General features: G+C 63.3%; 17 protein-coding genes and 1 pseudogene. 2 read left to right on the top strand and 16 right to left on the bottom strand.

Annotated elements, in window-relative coordinates:
* Nucleotides 1–50: 50 nt before the first annotated feature.
* Nucleotides 51–1868 carry a bifunctional isocitrate dehydrogenase kinase/phosphatase gene (aceK, locus tag F6X42_RS26210; RefSeq protein WP_187636979.1) on the bottom strand — a complete coding sequence of 606 codons (1818 nt, stop codon included), beginning with the start codon at nt 1866–1868 and terminating at the stop codon, nt 51–53.
* 39 nt (nt 1869–1907) lie between these two features.
* Nucleotides 1908–2312, bottom strand: coding sequence for a MerR family transcriptional regulator (locus tag F6X42_RS26205; protein ID WP_187636978.1), 405 nt, complete (start codon nt 2310–2312; stop codon nt 1908–1910).
* A 159-nt stretch (nt 2313–2471) separates the two neighbouring features.
* Here F6X42_RS26205 and F6X42_RS26200 point away from each other — a divergent pair, with 159 nt between their 5' ends.
* Nucleotides 2472–3545 (top strand): MBL fold metallo-hydrolase, encoded by a 1074-nt coding sequence (locus tag F6X42_RS26200; protein ID WP_187636977.1) that lies wholly within the window; start codon nt 2472–2474, stop codon nt 3543–3545.
* Between the two features lie 132 nt (nt 3546–3677).
* Here F6X42_RS26200 and F6X42_RS26195 read toward each other — a convergent pair whose 3' ends face one another.
* From F6X42_RS26195 to argS, 9 genes are all read right to left on the bottom strand, one after another.
* Complete coding sequence (locus F6X42_RS26195) at nt 3678–4121, bottom strand: lysozyme inhibitor LprI family protein (RefSeq protein WP_187636976.1); 444 nt, start codon at nt 4119–4121, stop codon at nt 3678–3680.
* The gene (locus F6X42_RS45610) at nt 4103–4369 is read right to left on the bottom strand and encodes a hypothetical protein (protein ID WP_312892913.1); all 267 of its coding nucleotides are present in this window, start codon (nt 4367–4369) and stop codon (nt 4103–4105) included. The genes F6X42_RS26195 and F6X42_RS45610 overlap by 19 nt, the downstream gene beginning before the upstream one ends.
* Nucleotides 4370–4515: 146 nt before the next feature.
* On the bottom strand, nt 4516–4923 hold the full coding sequence (locus F6X42_RS45605) for a hypothetical protein (protein ID WP_312892912.1): 408 nt from the start codon (nt 4921–4923) through the stop codon (nt 4516–4518).
* A 155-nt stretch (nt 4924–5078) separates the two neighbouring features.
* Nucleotides 5079–6665 carry an ABC transporter substrate-binding protein gene (locus tag F6X42_RS26185; protein ID WP_187636975.1) on the bottom strand — a complete coding sequence of 529 codons (1587 nt, stop codon included), beginning with the start codon at nt 6663–6665 and terminating at the stop codon, nt 5079–5081.
* A 180-nt stretch (nt 6666–6845) separates the two neighbouring features.
* Nucleotides 6846–7664 carry a cobalamin-binding protein gene (locus F6X42_RS26180; protein WP_187636974.1) on the bottom strand — a complete coding sequence of 273 codons (819 nt, stop codon included), beginning with the start codon at nt 7662–7664 and terminating at the stop codon, nt 6846–6848.
* A gap of 3 nt (nt 7665–7667) precedes the next feature.
* Nucleotides 7668–8441 carry an SDR family oxidoreductase gene (locus F6X42_RS26175; protein ID WP_187636973.1) on the bottom strand — a complete coding sequence of 258 codons (774 nt, stop codon included), beginning with the start codon at nt 8439–8441 and terminating at the stop codon, nt 7668–7670.
* A gap of 15 nt (nt 8442–8456) precedes the next feature.
* Nucleotides 8457–9095, bottom strand: coding sequence for a thiol:disulfide interchange protein DsbA/DsbL (locus F6X42_RS26170; RefSeq protein WP_187636972.1), 639 nt, complete (start codon nt 9093–9095; stop codon nt 8457–8459).
* A 187-nt stretch (nt 9096–9282) separates the two neighbouring features.
* On the bottom strand, nt 9283–10086 hold the full coding sequence (locus F6X42_RS26165; protein WP_187636971.1) for an SPOR domain-containing protein: 804 nt from the start codon (nt 10084–10086) through the stop codon (nt 9283–9285).
* 80 nt (nt 10087–10166) lie between these two features.
* Complete coding sequence (gene argS / locus F6X42_RS26160) at nt 10167–11957, bottom strand: arginine--tRNA ligase (RefSeq protein ID WP_187636970.1); 1791 nt, start codon at nt 11955–11957, stop codon at nt 10167–10169.
* Between the two features lie 462 nt (nt 11958–12419).
* Here argS and F6X42_RS26155 point away from each other — a divergent pair, with 462 nt between their 5' ends.
* Entirely contained in the window at nt 12420–12746 is a 327-nt protein-coding gene (locus F6X42_RS26155; protein WP_187636995.1) for a DUF1840 domain-containing protein, read from the top strand.
* Nucleotides 12747–12871: 125 nt separating this feature from the next.
* Here the strand turns inward: F6X42_RS26155 and F6X42_RS26150 are convergent, their stop codons facing one another.
* The 5 genes and pseudogenes from F6X42_RS26150 to F6X42_RS26130 all read right to left on the bottom strand — a co-directional run bounded on the left by F6X42_RS26150 (nt 12872) and on the right by F6X42_RS26130 (nt 18610).
* The gene (locus F6X42_RS26150; protein ID WP_187636969.1) at nt 12872–13069 is read right to left on the bottom strand and encodes an acid-shock protein; all 198 of its coding nucleotides are present in this window, start codon (nt 13067–13069) and stop codon (nt 12872–12874) included.
* Between the two features lie 200 nt (nt 13070–13269).
* Nucleotides 13270–15999 (bottom strand): annotated as a pseudogene (gene metH, locus F6X42_RS26145) (methionine synthase); the annotation flags it as partial.
* 58 nt (nt 16000–16057) lie between these two features.
* Nucleotides 16058–17128 (bottom strand): homocysteine S-methyltransferase family protein, encoded by a 1071-nt coding sequence (locus F6X42_RS26140; RefSeq protein WP_187636967.1) that lies wholly within the window; start codon nt 17126–17128, stop codon nt 16058–16060.
* A gap of 316 nt (nt 17129–17444) precedes the next feature.
* Entirely contained in the window at nt 17445–17702 is a 258-nt protein-coding gene (locus F6X42_RS26135; RefSeq protein ID WP_062125693.1) for a BTH_I0359 family protein, read from the bottom strand.
* Between the two features lie 119 nt (nt 17703–17821).
* A complete protein-coding gene (locus tag F6X42_RS26130; protein WP_187636966.1) occupies nt 17822–18610 on the bottom strand; it encodes an alpha/beta fold hydrolase in 789 nt (262 codons plus the stop codon).
* Nucleotides 18611–18677 lie beyond the last annotated feature (67 nt).

Raw genomic sequence — 18677 nt, 5'->3', positions numbered from 1 at the left:
TTGGATGGCTACCGCCGCGCGTGGCCTGATGCGAACCCTCGTGGGATTCATCAAGCCACGCGCACATCTGGTTCGTCCGCCTGCGCATCGGTCGCTGCGGCGAACCGCTCGGGATAACGCACGCAAAAGCGCACGCTCTGGTCATACGGGAAAAAATCGGGCAGCTCGCCCTTTAGCAGAGAATCCTTGTATCGTTGCCACAGCTCGGGCTCGAAGAAATCCGCGTGATGCCGCATGAACGACCGGCGCACGCGCGGATCGCCGAGCAGGAACGTGCCGTACGTCTCGGGAAAAATGTCGTGTGGACCGACCGCGTACCAGGGCTCGTCCGACATTTCGTCTTCCTCGTTGCGCGGCGGCGGCACCGCGCGCACGTTGCAGTCGGTCAGGTATTCGATCTCGTCGTAGTCGTAGAACACGACGCGGCCATGTCGCGTGACACCGAAGTTCTTGTACAGCAAGTCGCCGGGGAAGATGTTCGCCTGGATCAGTTCCTTTACCGCGTTGCCGTATTCCTTGATGCCGTGCTCGACGTCGTCGTCGTTGCCGTTCTGCAGGAACAGATTGAGCGGCACCATGCGTCGCTCGATGTACATATGGCGAATCACGAGGTTGTCGCCGTCGTATTCGATCAGCGACGGCACTTCCTTCTCGAGTTCACGCAACAGCGTTTCGTCGAGCCGCGCAAGCGGCAGCGCAACGCTCGAATATTCGAGCGTGTCGGCCATGCGGCCCAGGCGGTCGTGACGTTTGACGAGTAGGTACTTCTGCTGGATCTGCGCGCGCGTGGTTTCCTTCGGCGGCGGAAAGTTGTCCTTGATCAGCTTGAACACGTACGGAAACGACGGCAACGTGAACACCAGCATCACGAGCCCCTTGATGCCGGGCGCGACGATGAAGCGGTCGCTCGAATGCGACAGGTGATGCAGCAGGTCGCGATAGAACAGATTCTTGCCCTGTTTCTGCAGACCCACCGACGTATAGATTTCCGCCTTCGGTTTGCCCGGCATCACCGTGCGCAGAAACTCGACATACGCGGACGGCACTTCCATGTCGACCAGAAAATACGAGCGCGAGAAGCTGAAGATGATCAGCAACTGCTCGCGCCTGAGCAGCACCGTGTCGAGCGCAAGCACGCCCGGTTTCACATGACGCAGCGGCACCGCGAACGGCAGCAGCGCGTCGCCGTTGATGATGCGCCCGACGATATACGCGGCCTTGTTGCGATAAAACAGCGACGACAACACGTGAATCTGGAAGTTCGGCGCTTCGTCGAACACGCCGAACGCGTCGCGAATCGACTGCATCACGCAGGCGACGTCGCGCGTCAGATCCTCGAACGGCGGATCGAGCTGGAAGTTCGTGACGACCCGCTCCAGGGTCGCGGCCAGTCCGTCAGTGCCGGGGTAGTACGCGCGATAGGTCGGCTTGGCGGCCAGTTCGTCGTTCTCGAGGTATTCGGTCGAGATCGCCGGACGCACGAAAATGAAATCGTTGTTGAAATACGAGCGGTGCAGAATCTTGCAGCACACCGAATTGAAAAACGTTTCCGCGCATTCGGGCTGGCGGTGCGTAGTCAGAAGACCGATGTAGTGCAGCTTGATCTGCTGCCACACTTCGCTGTCGATCTTCTCCGCGTCGTACTCGTCTTCGAGCAGATGCACGCATTCCTGCACACGATCGTCGTACGACGTGATGCGCTCGCGAGCGAGCCTTTGCAGGCCATGCCAGTCGCCGGCTTCGAACAGCGTCTTCGCGTGGATCGCGGCGTCGCGAAAGACCCGGTAGTGACGGTCGAACCCTTCGAGCATCGTCTGCGCGACGTCGAAACCGATTTGCGACGATAACAGCTTGGGGAAGTGATTCATCACGCGCGCTCCGCAAACGCCGGTCAGAGTCAGACAACTTCAGGCAGGCTTCGCGTCGTGCCTGGCGCCATCGAGCAGCGCGCGCGCCTGCGCTTCGTACTGCGCGAGATCTTCGAGCGTCGCGTCGAGATCTTCGCGCTGGCGCTCGAGCACTTCGCGATGACGCGTGACCGTCGCGAGGAACGCATGCAACTGCGGTACGGTGTCGGTCGGCGACTCGTAAACGTCGAGCAGGTCGCGGATCTCCGACAGCGTGAAGCCGAGCCGCTTGCCGCGTAGCGTGAGCTTCAGACGCGTGCGGTCGCGGCCTGAATAGACGCGCCGCAAGCCGCTGGAACCCTCGCGGCTCGGCGAGAGTAAACCCTGGTCTTCGTAGAAACGGATCGCGCGCGGCGTGACGTCGAATTCGCGCGCGAGCTCGGTGATCGTGAATTGCGTATTCATCGGAACATCTCGTGGACGCATGGCCGGGCACAAATATGGATTGGACGATAGAATCGACGTTTACGTTATCGTCAACCTGAGCGGAAAGCAACCACAACCTGGCCGACCGGCATCGCACACCTCGCCGTGCCGGAGAGTCGTCGGAGGAAGACAGTCCCCATGAATGCACTCGAACACCAACTCCAATACCCGTTCAACGACACGTTGCCCGACGCGGGCCGCACGATGGAAGTCGCGCCCGGCGTGCGATGGCTGCGTATGCCGCTGCCATTCGCGCTCGACCATATCAACCTGTGGCTGCTGCGCGATGAAATCGACGGCCAGCAGGGCTGGACCGTGGTCGATTGCGGCATCACGTCGGACACGATCAAAGTGAATTGGGAGAACGTGTTCGACTCGGTGCTCGACGGTCAGCCGGTGCTGCGCGTGATCGTCACGCATTGCCATCCTGATCACATCGGCCTCGCGCACTGGGTGTGCGGCGGCGGCAATAAGAAGCGCTGGGACGCGCGGCTGTGGATGACGCTCGGCGAATACATGCAGGCGCGCGTGATGGCGACCGGCGACGGCTCGAACGCGGGCGGCGAGGCCGCGGCGCGGCACTTCGCGCGGCACGGACTGAACGACGCCGAATCGCTCGATAAACTGCGCAATCGCAACAGCTATTACTCGAGCCTCGTGCCGGCGATTCCGGGGCAATACCGCCGTTTGCGCGAAGCCGAGGACGTGAGGATCGGCGGCTGGACATGGCGTGTGGTGACGGGCTTCGGCCATTCGCCTGAGCACTGCGCGCTGTACTGCGCACAAACCAGCACGCTGATTTCCGGCGACATGGTGCTGCCGCGCATTTCGACCAACGTGTCGGTGTTCGATATCGAGCCTGAGGGCTCGCCGCTCGAACTGTACCTGGAGTCGCTCGGCCGCTACGAGACGATGCCCGACGACACGCTGGTGCTGCCGTCGCATGGCAAGCCGTTTCGTGGCGTTCGCACGCGGATTCAGCAGTTGCGCGAGCATCACGACGCACGGCTCGCTGAAGTGCGGGAGGCTTGTGCGGAAAAGCCGCGCAGCGCCGCCGATATCGTGCCGCTGATGTTCAAGCGCCAGCTCGATATCCATCAGATGACGTTCGCGATGGGTGAGGCGCTCGCGCATTTGCATCTGCTGTGGCGGGCGGGGGATTTGAAGCGTACGCAGGATGCGGATGGGGTGATTCGGTTCGCGGCGGTGTGATCTCGACCCTTTGTCCGGCTCTGCTTCGATACGCCGATAGAAGAGCCCGGCTGCGTATAGCGGGCCTTTTTTTGAATAATTCAGCACTGTTAGTTGCTGGCGGCGCAACGGTGCTGGGTGTGCTCATACGAACTACTTCAACGGCAAGTCAGATGCAGCGTCGCGGAGTTGCTGGGCACGCCGGTTATTCAGTTCCGAAACGCAAGCCAAATGACCCATTTCGTGCGCATTGCCGGCTCCGCCACCACTTAATGAAGCTGAGAAGTCGCATTGAGTCTCGCGGTACTCGGCGAATTTCCGGTTTGAGGCGGCGAGTTTTGTCCTGGCCTGGTTGACGTACTTGTTGTCTTCATCCCATTTGGAGAGGGTGCCAGCCATCTTCTCCTCGGCTCGTCTGAGGGCCTTCTGACTGGCCTCTGCTTTTTCTGCCAGACAGTCCCGCATTCCCGCTTGCGAGAACGCGCTGCATTCCTCGCGCAAAGTTTTCTCGCTCGCAACGGGAGCAGTTGAGGCCGCAGGGACCATTGTTGGCAGGCAGGCGACCAGGCCGAAACAGATCAACTTGATTGTGCGCATAGGGCTGCCTTTCCTTTACGAACCAATGACAACGCGTAATCAAGCTTTCTGGCGTAGTTTGGGTCGCGGCGTCCGTTATAGCGCTGCGCTATCAATGTCGTGGAGATGGGGTGCCAGCCTGCAATCACGTTTTGAACTGACGCTTTCCGGTACTTCAACACTTGCCCAGGGCGAAGAACAGTGGCCGTCGGGTTCAGTTTTCTCAACGTCTCGATTGTGGTGCCTTGAGCCCTCGCCATCTTGTCCATGCTATCGCCTGGCTTGACACCGATTTCATAGACTTTAGGGTCAGCGTCAAGTACGCTTCGGTACTCGAAACGTGCCATGCGCATGAGCAGGTAGCCAATCCCGGCGCGGATGTTATACGCCGGTATCGTTCTGACTGAGGCTACTGTCAGTTGTCTTTTCCAGCCTGGAACCAGAGTGAGATCGCCGCCTTCTTGCCCGAAAGCAGCGATGCTAGTCCGGGATCTCCTGAAACCCCAATTTGCATCGGCTTGGCGTTCCACTGAGGATCGTGCGCACCTGTTTCGACCCACAACATCGCCTTGATAAGCTGCCAGTCCAAGGGCACGTACCCGGATGTGCCGCGAAGATGGCGGTTGTACTCATTGACTGCCCTCTGGATCTCGCAGTCCCAGGAATTCCATTTGACATCGCTTACAGCCTTGCTAACGCCATCCTGCCACCGTTCAAAACCTGTCCTCGTCGGAGCTTGCATTGCCATAACCATTCCTTCTGTCAAAGTGTAGGCGGCTACTTCGCAAGCAATTATCAGCTTCTTGCCAGAGGAAAATTGCATTAGGAATAGGTCTGGCGGGCAAAGACCCGAAATCACGTCGGAAAAAGGTTACGCAGTGTTAGATGCAACCAGCCAATCCGTGCGTTGAACAAAAAAAAGCCCGGGCAAAAACCGGGCTTTCTTGCAGGGTCGGCTGCGTCAGCCGCGGCGCAGAATCACCGTACCGCCACCGCCCCAAAATTCTGCCGCCCAAACGGACTCACGTGATACCCGCTCACGTTCGTGCGCGTGATCGCGGCAGCGGTCGGATAGCCGAGCGGAATCCACAGCGCTTCGTCGTGGATGATTTGCTGCGCGGCTTCATACGCTTTCGTGCGCCTGGCGATATCGGCCGTGGCTTTGCCGTCGGCGATCAGCTTGTCGAGATCCTGATCGCAGAAACGCGCGAAGTTGATGCCCGACTTCACCGCATTGCAACTGAACAGCGGCGACAGATAGTTGTCCGGATCGCCGTTGTCGCCAGCCCAGCCCATGAAAAGCGAGTCATGCTGTCCTTGCTTCGCCTGCTTGATCAGCTCGCCCCATTCGATAACCTTGACTTCCGCCTTCACGCCGATCTTCGCAAAGTCGGCCTGCAGCATTTCGGCACCGGCCTTCGGATTCGGATTCAGCACGCTGCCATTCGGACGCACCCAGATCGTCGTTTCGAAGCCGTTCGGATAGCCCGCGTCGGCGAGCAGCTGCTTCGCCTTCGCCGGATCGTACGGCCAGCCCTTGATCGACCGGTTGTAGCTCCACGTGTTCGGCGGATACGGGTTCACGGCCGGCGTCGCGGTGTTGTCGAACACGGTCTTCAGATACGAGGTGCGGTCGAACGCCATGTTCAGCGCGGCGCGCACCTTCTGGTTGTCGAGCGGCTTCTTCTGCGTGTTCAGCGCGACGAACGCCGTCATGAACGCGGGCGTTTGCACGATCGCGAGAGACTTGTCGTTCTTCGCGTCGGCAAGATCCTGCGGCTTCGGCGACAGCGCGATCTGACATTCGCCAGCCTTCACTTTCTGCGCACGCACGGTCGCGTCCGGCGTGATCGCGTAGATCAGGCGCTCGATCTTAGGCTTCGGCCCCCAGTAGCTCGGATTCACGTCGTAGCGGATCACCGCGTCTTTCGTATAGCTCTTCAGCACGAAGGGCCCGGTGCCGATCGGCTTCGCGTTCAGGTCGACCTGCTTGCCGGCCTTCAGCAACTGGTCCGCGTACTCGGCCGAATAGATCGATGCAAACCCCATCGTCAGAATCGACACGAACGTCGCGTTCGGCTCGTTAAGCTCGAACTTGACCGTGTTGTCGTCGACCTTGGTAATCGCTTTGATCAGCTTCGGCAGCCCCATCGACTGCGCGTGCGGGAAGCCGCTCGCGCCCGCCACCTTGTGCCACGGATTGCTGTCGTTGAGCATGCGGTCGAACGTGAAGATCACGTCGTCGGCATTCAGCGCGCGGGTGGGCTTGAAGAAGTCAGTGGTCTGGAACTGCACGTTCGGGCGCAGGTGGAACGTGTAGGTCAAGCCGTCGGGGCTCACTTCCCACTTGTCGGCGAGCGCGGGTACGACCTTCTTCGCGGCTTCATCGAACGACACCAGCGAATTGAAGATCACATCCGCTGATGCATTGGTCGTGACGAGCGAATTGAACTGCACGACGTCGAAGCCGTCGGGGCTCGATTCGGTGCAGACGGTCAACGGCTTGGCGAGCACGAGCGCGGGCGCGGTGAGCAGGATGGCGGCTGCGAGCAGTTTGAAGTGCATAGGATCTCCGGTAACGAGCGCAGTCAGCGGTGCGTGTGGTTGTGTTTATGGCGGCGATGCGTAAGCCGACCTTCGAGGCCTGGCTGGCGGCGCGCCTTCGCGAAAGCTTATCGAAGGGCCATTATGGCGACAACCATTTAATCGACATATCCATATGCGGCGGCGCGCCATGTTGCCGCGTCAAGCCGCCGCCGTCTGGCGCAGCAGATAGTCGATGCCATAGATCGCGCGCGCGCCGTACCACGACGTCATTTCCCCATCGATCAGCTCGATGCGTTTGCCAGAGAGACGCGGATCGCGCGCGAGCGCATCGCGATGTGCGGCCGTGAAGCGGTATGGCTCGCTCGACAGCAGCACGCGGTCGACTTGCGCGAGCCACGGCGCGTCGTCGAAGTCGAGCGTGGGGTAACGCGCGGCGCCCACGCGGCCGCCGTACACGTCGGGCAGCGTGTGCCAGTTCACGAGACGCAGCATCGCGGCGATGTAGGTGTCGCGCGCGACGCTCATCCACGGTTCGCGCCAGATCAGGTACAGCACGTTCTGCGCGGCGAAGCTGTGAGCGGCGGCTTCGTGCAGACGCGCTTCGAGCGCGGTGCTCAGGCGCTGCGCTTCGTCCTCTCGTCCGAAGATCGTGCCGAGCAACGTGTACAGCGCGAGATTGTCGCGCGGCGTCTGCGGATGGGTGACGACGATGTGCGGCACGAACGCGCGCAGTTGCTCGACGGTGTCGCGTTCGTTCTCATCGACATTGACGATCAGATGGGTGGGGCGCAGCGCGCGGATCGCGTCGAGTTTGACGGCTTTCGTGCCGCCGACCTTCGGCACCGCGCGGACCTTGTCGCGCGGATGCACGCAAAAGCCGGTGCGCCCGACGATCTGCCGCTCGAGGCCGAGCGCGAACAGCGTTTCGGTGATGCTCGGCACCAGCGATACGATGCGCGCATCGGCGCCTGCGACACTGTGCGCGGCGCCGGCTGCATCGACCGCACGGGGCTGCATGATTTACTCGGTGACAACGCGCGGCTTGCGCGGCGCGCGTTCGAACACGCGGTCGTAGAGCCGGCGCGGCAGCACATGCAGCAGCATCGCGGCCACGCGCATCTGCCACGGAAACACCGCGAACGACGTCTGCCGTTCGATCGCCCGCGCGACCTTCGCTGCGAAACGGTCGGCGTCCATCAGGAACGGCATGTCGTACGGATTGTGCTCGGTCATCGGCGTGCGGATATAGCCGGGCGCGATTGTAACGACCCCGACGCGGAACGGCCGCATCTCGACGCGCAACGCTTCGAGATACTTCAGGGCCGCCGATTTCGACGCGCTGTACGCGCCCGAACCCGGCAAGCCGCGCACGCCCGCGACGCTCGCAATGCCGACCAGCGTGCCGCGCTTCGATGCGGCCATCGCGGCGGCAAATGGCTCGAACGTCGCGACCATGCCGAAGTAATTGATGTCCATCACCTCGCGGAAGGTGCGCAGTTCGCCGTGGCCCGTCAGTGCGCCGCGGCTGATGCCGGCGTTGGCGATCACGACGTCGGGCAGGCCGTGCGCGGCGATGAAGCGCGCGGCCGCATCGGCGAGCGCTTCCGTGTCGCGCACGTCGACTGCATAGACCGAGACGGTGTTCTGGGGATGGGACTGCCGGAACGCGGCGAGCGCGTCGCCGCGGCGGGCGACGAGGCCGAGAATCGCGCCGCGCCGTGCGTATTCGCCGGCGAGCGCGAGGCCGATGCCGCTCGAAGCGCCGGTAATGAAAACCTTCAGCGGTGAAGTCATACCGGCGCCTCGTGATTACATCTTCTTGGCGCGGACTTGCGAGACGAGGTAGTCGAGCACCTGGATCGTGCCCGGCAGGGTGCCTGTCGCGGCCGGGCCGGTTTCATACTTGCCCTGGACCGCGAGCGTCGGCACGCCGTCGATCTTGTAGTCGTCGAGCAGCTTCTTGTCCTTCTGCAGCGCGCTTTGCGTCGAGAACGAGTTGTACGCTTCCATGTACTTCTTCGGATCGACGCCGAGCTTCGCAAGGAACTTGGTCTGATCTTCCGGCGTCAGCAGGTAGTTCTTGTTGACGTGGATTTCGTTGAAGACCTTCGGCGTCAGTTCGTCCACGACGCCGAGCGCGTCGAGCGCATGGAACATCTTCGAGTGCGGGATGAAGTCGTCGCGGAAGGCGACCGGCACGCGGCGGAACACGACGTCCTTGCCCTGCTTCTTGACCCACGCGTCGAGGAACGGGTTGAATTCATTGCAATGCGGGCAGCCGTACCAGAAGAATTCGATGACTTCGATCTTGCCGGCCGGCACGTCGGTCGGCTGCGGCGAGGCCAGCACGGTGTAGTCCTTGCCGGCGACCGGCGCGGCCGGCGACGCGTGCGCGCTGGCCGCGATCAGGCCCAGCGACAGAAACAGGATGCTCAGCAGTTTTTTCATGTTGTGTAGACCCAAATAAGGCGGAGCGCGGTGACGCGATACGAAAGGCCCGTCACCACTGGTCGGATTCGGCGTGGCCGCCCGACACGAAACAGGTCGAAGCGGAGGTCGAAGCGGCCATCGTGCTTGTGACCCGCGCGCCGCGCCGATAGTTCGACGCGCCGCGCGAGCCGGCGTTACCGTTTATTTATTGTTTGGTGAAGCGGATCACCGCGGTATCGACACCGGCGTCCGACAGACGCTGACGGCTCGAATTCATGTCCTCGAACTTCGAGAACGGCCCGATGCGCACGCGGAAGTACGTGACGCCGCCGGCATCGCGCTGCGTGACCTTCGATTCGAAGCCCTGGAACGCGAGACGCGCGCGCTGCTGTTCGGCGTCGGCGGCGGTCTTGTACGCGCCGACCTGCAGGAAGTAGCCGGTGTTCGCGTCGCCCGGCGCGGGCGCGGCGGCCGAGCCCGGCTTGGTGTTGGCCGCGGTGGTCGTGCTCGGGCCCTTCGGCGCGGAGCCTTCCGCGGTGGCGGCCGGCGCGCTCGACGTCTGCGGCTTCCTGGCCGGCGCCGGCGCGATGGTGCCGCCGGTGCCGTTTTCCTGCGCGGGATTCGGCGCGACCGCCGTGCCGTTGTTATTCGCGTTCCCGGCCGACGGCGGCACTTCGACGATCTGCGGTTCTTCGAGCATGCCCGACTGGGTCTGCGCGTTGGTCTGACCCGGCGCGGTGTTCGGCGGCGCGGGTTGCGCGGCCTGCGGCACCGGCTGGCCCGGCGTCTTGCCTTGCAGCGGACGGTTCGGATCGTATTGCGCCTGGCTCGCGCCGTTGTCCGTCGCCGCCGGCGGCGCGACCTTCGACACAAACGGCGTCGGTGCACGGGTGATATACAGCGCCACCACTACCGCGATCGCCAGGCCGACGATCAGGCCCAGCACGAGACCGAGAAAAGTGCCCCCGGTTTGCTTCGATTGCTTTGTTGTGCGGCGTGGTTTTGCCATCGTACGAATCACCTGCAAAAAGAATCCAGGAACGGGCCGTCGATTATAACGACGGCCGCGTGCATATTGCGCCGCAGGAGTTACATCTTGACGGGAGCGGAGACGCCGATCGTCGCGAGACCGTTGGCCAGCACCTGGCGCGTGGCCGCGAGCAGCGCGATGCGAGCGTTGCGTTCGGCCGCATCGTCGACCAGCACGCGCTCGGCACGGTCATTGTAGAACGAGTGAAATTCTCCGGCGAGTTCGCGCAGGTAGAACGCGACCGCGTGCGGCGCGAGCTCGTCGGCGGCGTGCTGCAGCATGTCCGGGAATTCGGCGAGCTTGTTGAGCAGCGCCATCGAGCGCTCGCTCGTGAGCGGCGCGAGATCCACGCTCGCGAGCGCGCTGTCGTCGAGCCCGTAGCGCGCGTTGCACTCGGCGATCACCGAGCAGATGCGCGCGTGCGCGTATTGGACGTAGTGCACCGGGTTCTCGTCGTTCTGCTTCAGCGCGAGGTCGATGTCGAACACGAACTCGGTGTCCGCCTTGCGCGAGATCAGGAAGAAGCGCACCGCGTCGCGGCCGCGGCGAATGGTCTCCTCGTCGATCAGATCGACTGCCGCTTCCGAGCCCGGCGTCGCGCCGCCCGACCATTCGATCAGATCGCGCACCGTCACGTAGCTGCCCGCGCGCTTCGAGATCTTCACCTCTTCGCCGTTGCGCATGACCGTGACCATCTTGTGCAGGATGTAGTCGGGGTAGCCCTTCGGAATGCCGATGCCGAGACCCTGCAGGCCCGCGCGCACGCGCGCGATCGTGCCGTGGTGGTCCGAGCCCTGCACGTTGATGACCTTCGTGAAGCCGCGCTCCCACTTCGCGACGTGATAGGCGACGTCCGGCACGAAGTACGTGTAGGTGCCGTCGGTCTTGCGCATCACGCGGTCCTTGTCGTCGCCGTCGTCGGTGGTGCGCAGCCACAGCGCGCCTTCCTGCTCGTAGGTCTTGCCCGCGGCGATCAGCGCGTCGACCGTTTTCTCGACGCGGCCTTCCGTGTATAGCGACGATTCGAGGTAGTACTGGTCGAACTTCACGCCGAACGCCTGCAGGTCCATGTCCTGCTCGCGACGCAGATACGTGACCGCGAAGCGGCGGATCGCTTCGAGGTTCTCGACGTCGCCCGCGCCGGTGACAGGCTCGCCGTCGCTCGCCTCGACGGTGATGCCGTTCAGATAGTCTTTTGCGATGTCGGCGATGTACTCGCCGTTATAGGCCGACGCGGGCCAGCCTTCGTCGCCGGGGGCGAGGCCGCGTGCGCGCGCCTGGGTCGACAGCGCGAGCGTTTGGATCTGCACGCCGGCGTCGTTGTAGTAGAACTCGCGGTGCACGTCCCAGCCCTGCGACGCGAGCACGTTCGCGAGCGCGTCGCCGAGCGCGGCCTGACGCCCGTGGCCGACGTGCAGCGGGCCGGTCGGGTTGGCCGACACGAACTCGATCAGCACGTGCTTGCCGGCATCGTGCTGCGAGCGGCCATACGCGTCTTTCCCGGCGAACACGGCGGCGATCACGCCTTGCTTGGCTGCAGCCGTGAGCCGCAGGTTGATGAAGCCGGGGCCCGCCACTTCGGCGGTCTCGATCAGGCCTTTGGCCTGCGGATTGACGAGCAGGGCATCGACGATCTGCTGCGCGAGCTGGCGCGGATTGGCGCGCAGCGGCTTGGCGAGCTGCATCGCGACGTTGCACGCGACGTCGCCGTGCGCGGCGACTTTCGGGCGCTCAAGCGCGATGGCGGGCGAGACGAAGGCGGCTTCAGTCGCGCCTTGCGTGGCAGTCGCGACCTGCTTCACCGTCTCGGCGAGCAGTGTTTCGAGTGTGTGTTTGTGTGCGGGCAGCATGCTTGTTGCGAGTCCAGTGAGGCAATCCGGTAAGGCGGAAGAGGTGCCGGCCGCGCCGGTGTCGCATGCGTGGAACGCGGCCCGCGCGCGTTGCGGCGCTAAAGGCGGCGCCGCCGGCAGGCTGTCCCCGAGACGATGCGACAACACGCGACGCAAGCAGCGCAACGCGGCGGGCGCCGCACGGCGGCTCGCGATTATGCAGGCTCGCGCGGCATGCCGGTTGCGACCGATGCTTCGACGCCCGGTCGCACACGTGCGCGATGCTCGTCGAGCCTCGCCGTACATGGCGCTGGCGGCGCGCTTTTCCGTTCAGACGGAATTTTAGCAGGTGCTAATATGTTCAATGAGTTGCCCGCGAGGGGCTGTGGCCGCCGCGCGTTGCCGGCGCCACGTCAGGCGCGCGCTGCCGCCGCCCGTGGGACGCTCGTGCGTCAACCCGACATAACGAAAAAGGGAGCAGTCATGCTGATTACTTTCAAGTGCCACGCCTGCCCGGACGTCATGATGCTGGAGAATCTGGCGCAGTATCTGGTCGGCATTGTCGGCAAACGCCTTGGGCAGCGCGGCGTCATCACCCACGAGGAACTGGGCTCGGCCATCGAAAAGCTGGAAGCGGCGATCACCTTCGACAAGCAGGAGCGCGCCGAGCACGAGGGCCATTTCCACGAGGGGGAGGGCGGCCACGAACGTCACGAGATTCCACCCGGACTCGCGCAGCGCGCCTATCCGTTCCTCGACATGCTGCGCGCGGCGCAGAAGGAAAACGCGGATATCGTCTGGGGGCTCTGATTTCTGCTGGGTTCCGGGTGCCGCGGCCCGTTCGCAGCAGGTGGTGGGCGCTTCTGGCGCAGACAAGAAAAGAGCCCGCTCACCGCGGGCTCTTTGTCATTCGGAACGCTCGTCCGCTGTGCCGCTTATTGGCTCGCGGAATCTGCCGACGCCGCCGCGCCTTTCTTCTTCTTTTGCTTCTTCGCCTTTTTGACGTGTGCCTCGGTCGGCGGCGAGTAGGAACTGACCGCGCTCGAACTGGCCGGCGCGGCGGGTTGCGCGAGCACCACGGAAGCGCCTGCGGCCAGCGAAACAGCGGTCAATAACAGCGTGAGCTTCTTCATACGATTTTCTCCGTTGACAGTTGCAATCTGGATGAGCCGGCGCGTTGTGCTCGCGCCTGACGGGATGAAAGCCGCATCAGTCTACAAAGCCCAAATTGCCGTGGCGGAAAATATTCAGTCTTTCGGACTCGATATAGTGGCGCACGCGCTGGCGCACGCGCGGCCCGGGCCGCACGGCCACGCCACGTATCGCTTCACGCTTAAAGCAACGGTGCCAATGCGCGCTCGGCGTCCGCTTTCGTCAGCGACATCCGCTGCGCGTAATCGTCGAGCTGATCCGCGCCGATCTTGCCGACCGAGAAATAGGTGCTGTCCGGATGCGCGAGGTAGAAACCCGACACGCTCGCGGCCGGCAGCATCGCCAGTGATTCGGTCACGCTCATGTCGATTTCGTTCGCCTGCAGCACGTCGAACATGTCGCGCTTGACGAGGTGGTCGGGGCAGGCCGGATAGCCGGGCGCCGGGCGGATGCCACGGTATTTCTCGGCGATCAGTTCGTCGTTGGAAAGGGTTTCGCTGTTCGCGTAGCCCCACAGGTCGCGCCGCACGCGCGCGTGCAACGCTTCGGCGAAGGCTTCGGCGAGCCGGTCCGCGAGCGCCTTGAGCATGATCGCGCTGTAGTCGTCGTGATCCTTCTCGAACTGGCGCTCCTTCACGTCGACGCCAAGACCCGCCGTCACCGCGAACATGCCGATGTAGTCGGCGACGCCCGAGTCCTTCGGCGCGATGAAGTCGGCAAGCGAGCGGTTCGGCCGCATCACACCGTCGACCACCGGCCGTACGCTCTGTTGACGCAGATTGCGCCACGTCAGCGCGACTTCGGTGCGCGATTCGTCCGTGTAGATTTCGATGTCGTCATCGTTCACCGTGTTGGCCGGCAACAGCGCGATCACGCCGTTGGCGTGCAGCCAGCGGCCCTGGATCAGGCGCGCGAGCATCGACTTGCCGTCCGAAAACACGCGCCGCGCCGATTCGCCGACGATCTCGTCGTTGAGAATCGCCGGATACGGGCCGGCGAGATCCCACGTCTGGAAGAACGGACCCCAGTCGATATAGTTCGCGAGCTCGTTCAGATCGAAGTTCTTGAACACGCGCCGGCCGATGAACTTCGGCTTGACCGGCTGGTAGCCTGCCCACTCGATCTTGGTTTTATTGGCGCGCGCTGCGGCGAGCGTGACCATCGGCTGCGCCTTTTTGTTCGCGTGCTGAGCGCGGATGCGGCTGTAATCGGCGTTCAGTTCATCGATGTACTTCGCGGCGCCCTCGTCGGACAGCAGGCTCGAGGCGACGGATACCGAGCGCGACGCGTCCGGCACGTAGACCACCGGCCCGTCGTAGTGCGGAGAGATCTTCACCGCCGTGTGCACACGCGAGGTCGTCGCGCCGCCGATCAGCAGCGGAATCTTCTTCACGCGGAAGTAGTCGTCGCGCTGCATTTCCGACGCGACGTAGGCCATCTCTTCGAGACTCGGCGTAATCAGGCCCGACAGCCCGATGATGTCCGCGCCCTCGACCTTCGCCTTCGCGAGGATCTCGCTGCACGGGACCATCACGCCCATGTTGACCACTTCGAAGTTGTTGCACTGGAGCACGACCGACACGATGTTCTTGCCGATGTCGTGCACGTCGCCCTTCACGGTCGCGATGACGATCTTGCCCTTCGCGCGCACGTCGCCGCCGGCCGCCGAGAGCTGGCGCTTTTCTTCCTCGATGAACGGGATCAGATGTGCGACTGCCTGTTTCATCACGCGCGCCGACTTCACGACCTGCGGCAGGAACATCTTGCCCTGGCCGAACAGGTCGCCGACGATGTTCATGCCGTCCATCAGCGGACCTTCGATCACGTTGATCGGGCGGCCGCCCGCGGCGGCGATCTTCGCGCGCACTTCCTCGGTGTCTTCGACGATGAACGTGTTGATGCCGCTCACGAGCGCATGCGCAAGACGCTTCTCAACCGGCTGGTTGCGCCATTCGAGGTTCTCTTCCTTCTTCGCGGCCCCGCTCTTGAACTTGTCGGCGATTTCGAGCAGGCGGTCGGTGCCGTCTGCACGGCGGTTCAGCACGACGTCTTCGACGAGTTCGCGCAGTTCGGGATCGAGTTCGGCATACACGCCGAGCTGGCCCGCGTTGACGATGCCCATGTCCATCCCCGCCTGGATGGCGTGGTAAAGGAACACCGTGTGGATCGCCTCGCGCACCGGGTCGTTGCCGCGGAACGAGAACGACACGTTCGACACGCCGCCGCTGATCTTCGCGTACGGCAGGTTCTGCTTGATCCAGCGGGTCGCCTCGATGAAGTCGACCGCATAGTTATTGTGTTCCTCGATGCCGGTCGCGATCGCAAAGATGTTCGGATCGAAGATGATGTCTTCGGGCGGAAAGCCGACTTCGTTGACGAGCACGTCGTACGAGCGCTTGCAAATGCCGGTCTTGCGCTGGAACGTGTCGGCCTGGCCCTGCTCGTCGAACGCCATCACGACGGCAGCCGCGCCATAGCGGCGAATCAGCTTCGCATGATGAACGAACGCTTCCTTGCCTTCCTTCAGCGAGATTGAGTTGACGATCGCCTTGCCCTGCACGCACTTGAGGCCCGCCTCGATCACTTCCCACTTCGACGAGTCGATCATGATCGGCACGCGCGCGATGTCCGGCTCCGACGCGATCAGATTCATGAAGCGCACCATCGCCGCTTTCGAATCGAGCATCGCCTCGTCCATGTTGATGTCGATCACCTGCGCGCCGTTCTCGACCTGCTGGCGCGCGACGGCCAATGCTTCGTCGAACTGATTGTTCAGGATCATTCGCGCGAACGCTTTCGAGCCTGTCACGTTGGTGCGTTCGCCAACGTTGATGAAAAGCGTCCCGGACGTGACGTTGAACGGCTCGAGGCCGGCAAGGCGCATGGTGTGATCGGTCATGGCGTGTGTGCGAGTCGGGTGCGTGCGTTAAGGGGCGTGCTGGGCTTCGGGTGAAGTACGTGAGGCCGGCTCAGGCCGCGTCGCGATACTGGCTGGGCCACTTGCGCGGCTTCAGCTCGGCGAGCGCCTTCGCGATCGCCGCGATGTGCTCGGGCGTCGTGCCGCAGCAGCCGCCCGCGACGTTCACGAGCCCCGCTTCGGCGAACTCCTTCAGCAAGCCCGAGGTATCCGCGGGCAATTCGTCGAAGCCGGTGTCGCTCATCGGATTCGGCAGGCCGGCGTTCGGGTAGCACGACACGTAGGTGTCGCACAGTTTCGCGAGCTCGGCGATGTACGGGCGCATCAACGCCGCGCCGAGCGCGCAATTCAGGCCGAACGTCAGCGGTTTCGCGTGACGCAGCGAGTTCCAGAAGGCCTCGACGGTCTGGCCCGACAGAATGCGGCCCGACGCATCGGTGACGGTGCCCGAGATCATGATCGGCAGACGCTCGCCGGTGTTTTCGAACAGCTCGTCGAGCGCGAACAGTGCGGCCTTCGCATTCAGCGTATCGAAGATCGTTTCGACGAGGAACAGGTCCGCGCCGCCGTCGAGCAGCGCTTTCGCCTGCTCGTAGTACGCGGCGTGCAGTTCGTCGAAGCTCACGTTGCGCGCGCCCGGATCGTTGACGTCCGGCGAAATGCTGGCGGTTTTCGGCGTCGGGCCGATTGCGCCAGCGACGAAGCGCGGCTTGTCCGGCGTCGCGTATTTGTCACATGCGGCGCGCGCGAGTTTCGCCGATTCGACGTTCATCTCGACGGCGAGCGATTCCATGCCGTAGTCGGCCTGCGCGACCGTGGTCGCGCCGAACGTGTTGGTTTCGATGATGTCCGCACCCGCCGCCAGATACTGCTCGTGAATCTCGGAGATGATCTTCGGCTGGGTGATCGACAGCAGTTCGTTGTTGCCTTTGATGTCGCGCGCGTAGTCCTTGAAGCGCTCGCCGCGATAGCGGGCTTCGTCGAGCTTGTAGCGCTGGATCATCGTGCCCATCGCGCCGTCCAGAATCAGGATGCGCGAGTTCAGCAGCGCGGGCAGCGCTGCGCCGCGGGTGTAGGCGGGCTCGGAACGGACTGGCGTGACGGATTGAGCAGGCTGGGTCATGGCGGAAGAGGGCTTGCGCCGGCGTTGGCGGAAAGCCTGTCATTGTAGCCGCTGCCGGACGGATGCGCCCGGCGCGGCGGGCCGGCGCAAAGGGCGGCCGGCAAAATCGACGTATAAGAGCGCGCCGCGCCAGGAATCCGGCAACGCGCTAACAAACGAAGCAAGCGAAGCAATGAAATGACGCGATAAGAAACGGCCCGGGAAGCCAAAGCCTGCCGGGCCGTTTCGCTGCCGCCGACCGCCTGATGGAACCCGCCGGCAAAGCCGCGCGGTGCGGTCGATCGATGTTGCCAGAGTGTCAGCTAAATCCCTCCGGTCAGTGCAGGACCACCGGTTGATGCATCAGACTGTCGAACTGGCCGAGGAATTCGTCGACCTCGTCGAGCGTCGGCTCGCCTTCGATCAGCTTTTGCACATGCTCGCGAAAACGCGCCGCCATTGCCCCGTCGATGTAGATCTCGCGCTGCATGTTCTTGTCGACAATCTCGTAGCCGCCCGACTTCATGGCCAGCAGACCTTCTTGCGGAGGAAACTCGACGACGCAATAGTTAGGGCTGTTATAGATCATTTGCATGGCGACACTCCTTATTTCCGTTGGGCTCCTGCCGTTTTCTGCACCATAGGTGGAGCATGTGGGATGGAATTCAAGGGGTGGGTCCGGACGACGCAAGTAAAAAGCTCCGGACCTGAAGGTTAGACCCGCCGCTCCAGAAACGATTCAAGCAAGGCGGCAAAACGGTGAGATTGCTCGATTGGCGCGAGATGCGCGGCGTCCAGCAACTCGAAGCGGGCGCCCTCGATCGCCTCCGCTATTGCCTGAGTAGCAGCAGGGGGCGTGCCCGTGTCGTGACGTCCGGCCACCGTCAGCGTCGGACAGCGGATCAAGCCGTGGCGGCCGCGCAGGTCGAAATCGCGCAGCGCCTCGCAGGCCATCGCAAAACCTTCCGGCGGCGTGCGCGCAAAGGTCTCACGGATCGGCTCGACCGCTTCGGGATGCCCGGCATGAAAGTTGGGCGTGAGCCAACGCGCGAGCGTCGACGGCAACAGCGCCGCCATGCCCTCGCTGCGCGCGGTGTGAGCGCGCTGATCCCATAACGCGTGGCTTTCGGGCGGGGTGCCGCCGGCGCTATCGGCAATCGTCAGTGTGTCGATGCGCGACGGATGGTCGAGCGCGAATTGCTGCGCGATCATGCCGCCGAGCGACAGGCCGACCAGGTGCGTCGTCGGCGCGCCGAGGGCATCGAGCAGTTTGGCCAGATCGTCGGCCAGATCGCGCATGCCGAACGGCTCGCGCGCGACCGCGCTGTGGCCGTGGCCGCGCACGTCGTAGCGCAGCACCGTGTAATCGTCGCGGAAATAGCCGGCCATCTGATCCCAGATGGAAAGATCACCGCCCAACTGGTGGATGAAGGTGAGCCACGGGCCGCCGCCTTCGTTGCTCAGCACGTAGCGTGTTTCGATACCGTTGATGTTCACCTGCATGCGGACTCCTTTGAAGGAAACGCAGTGAAAAAGCGCGGTAGGTCGCCTCGTTCTCGCGAACGGGCGC

The organism is Paraburkholderia podalyriae, assembly GCF_014397785.1.
Classification (GTDB): Bacteria; Pseudomonadota; Gammaproteobacteria; order Burkholderiales; family Burkholderiaceae; genus Paraburkholderia; species Paraburkholderia podalyriae.
This window is presented reverse-complemented; position numbering and strand designations above follow the sequence as displayed.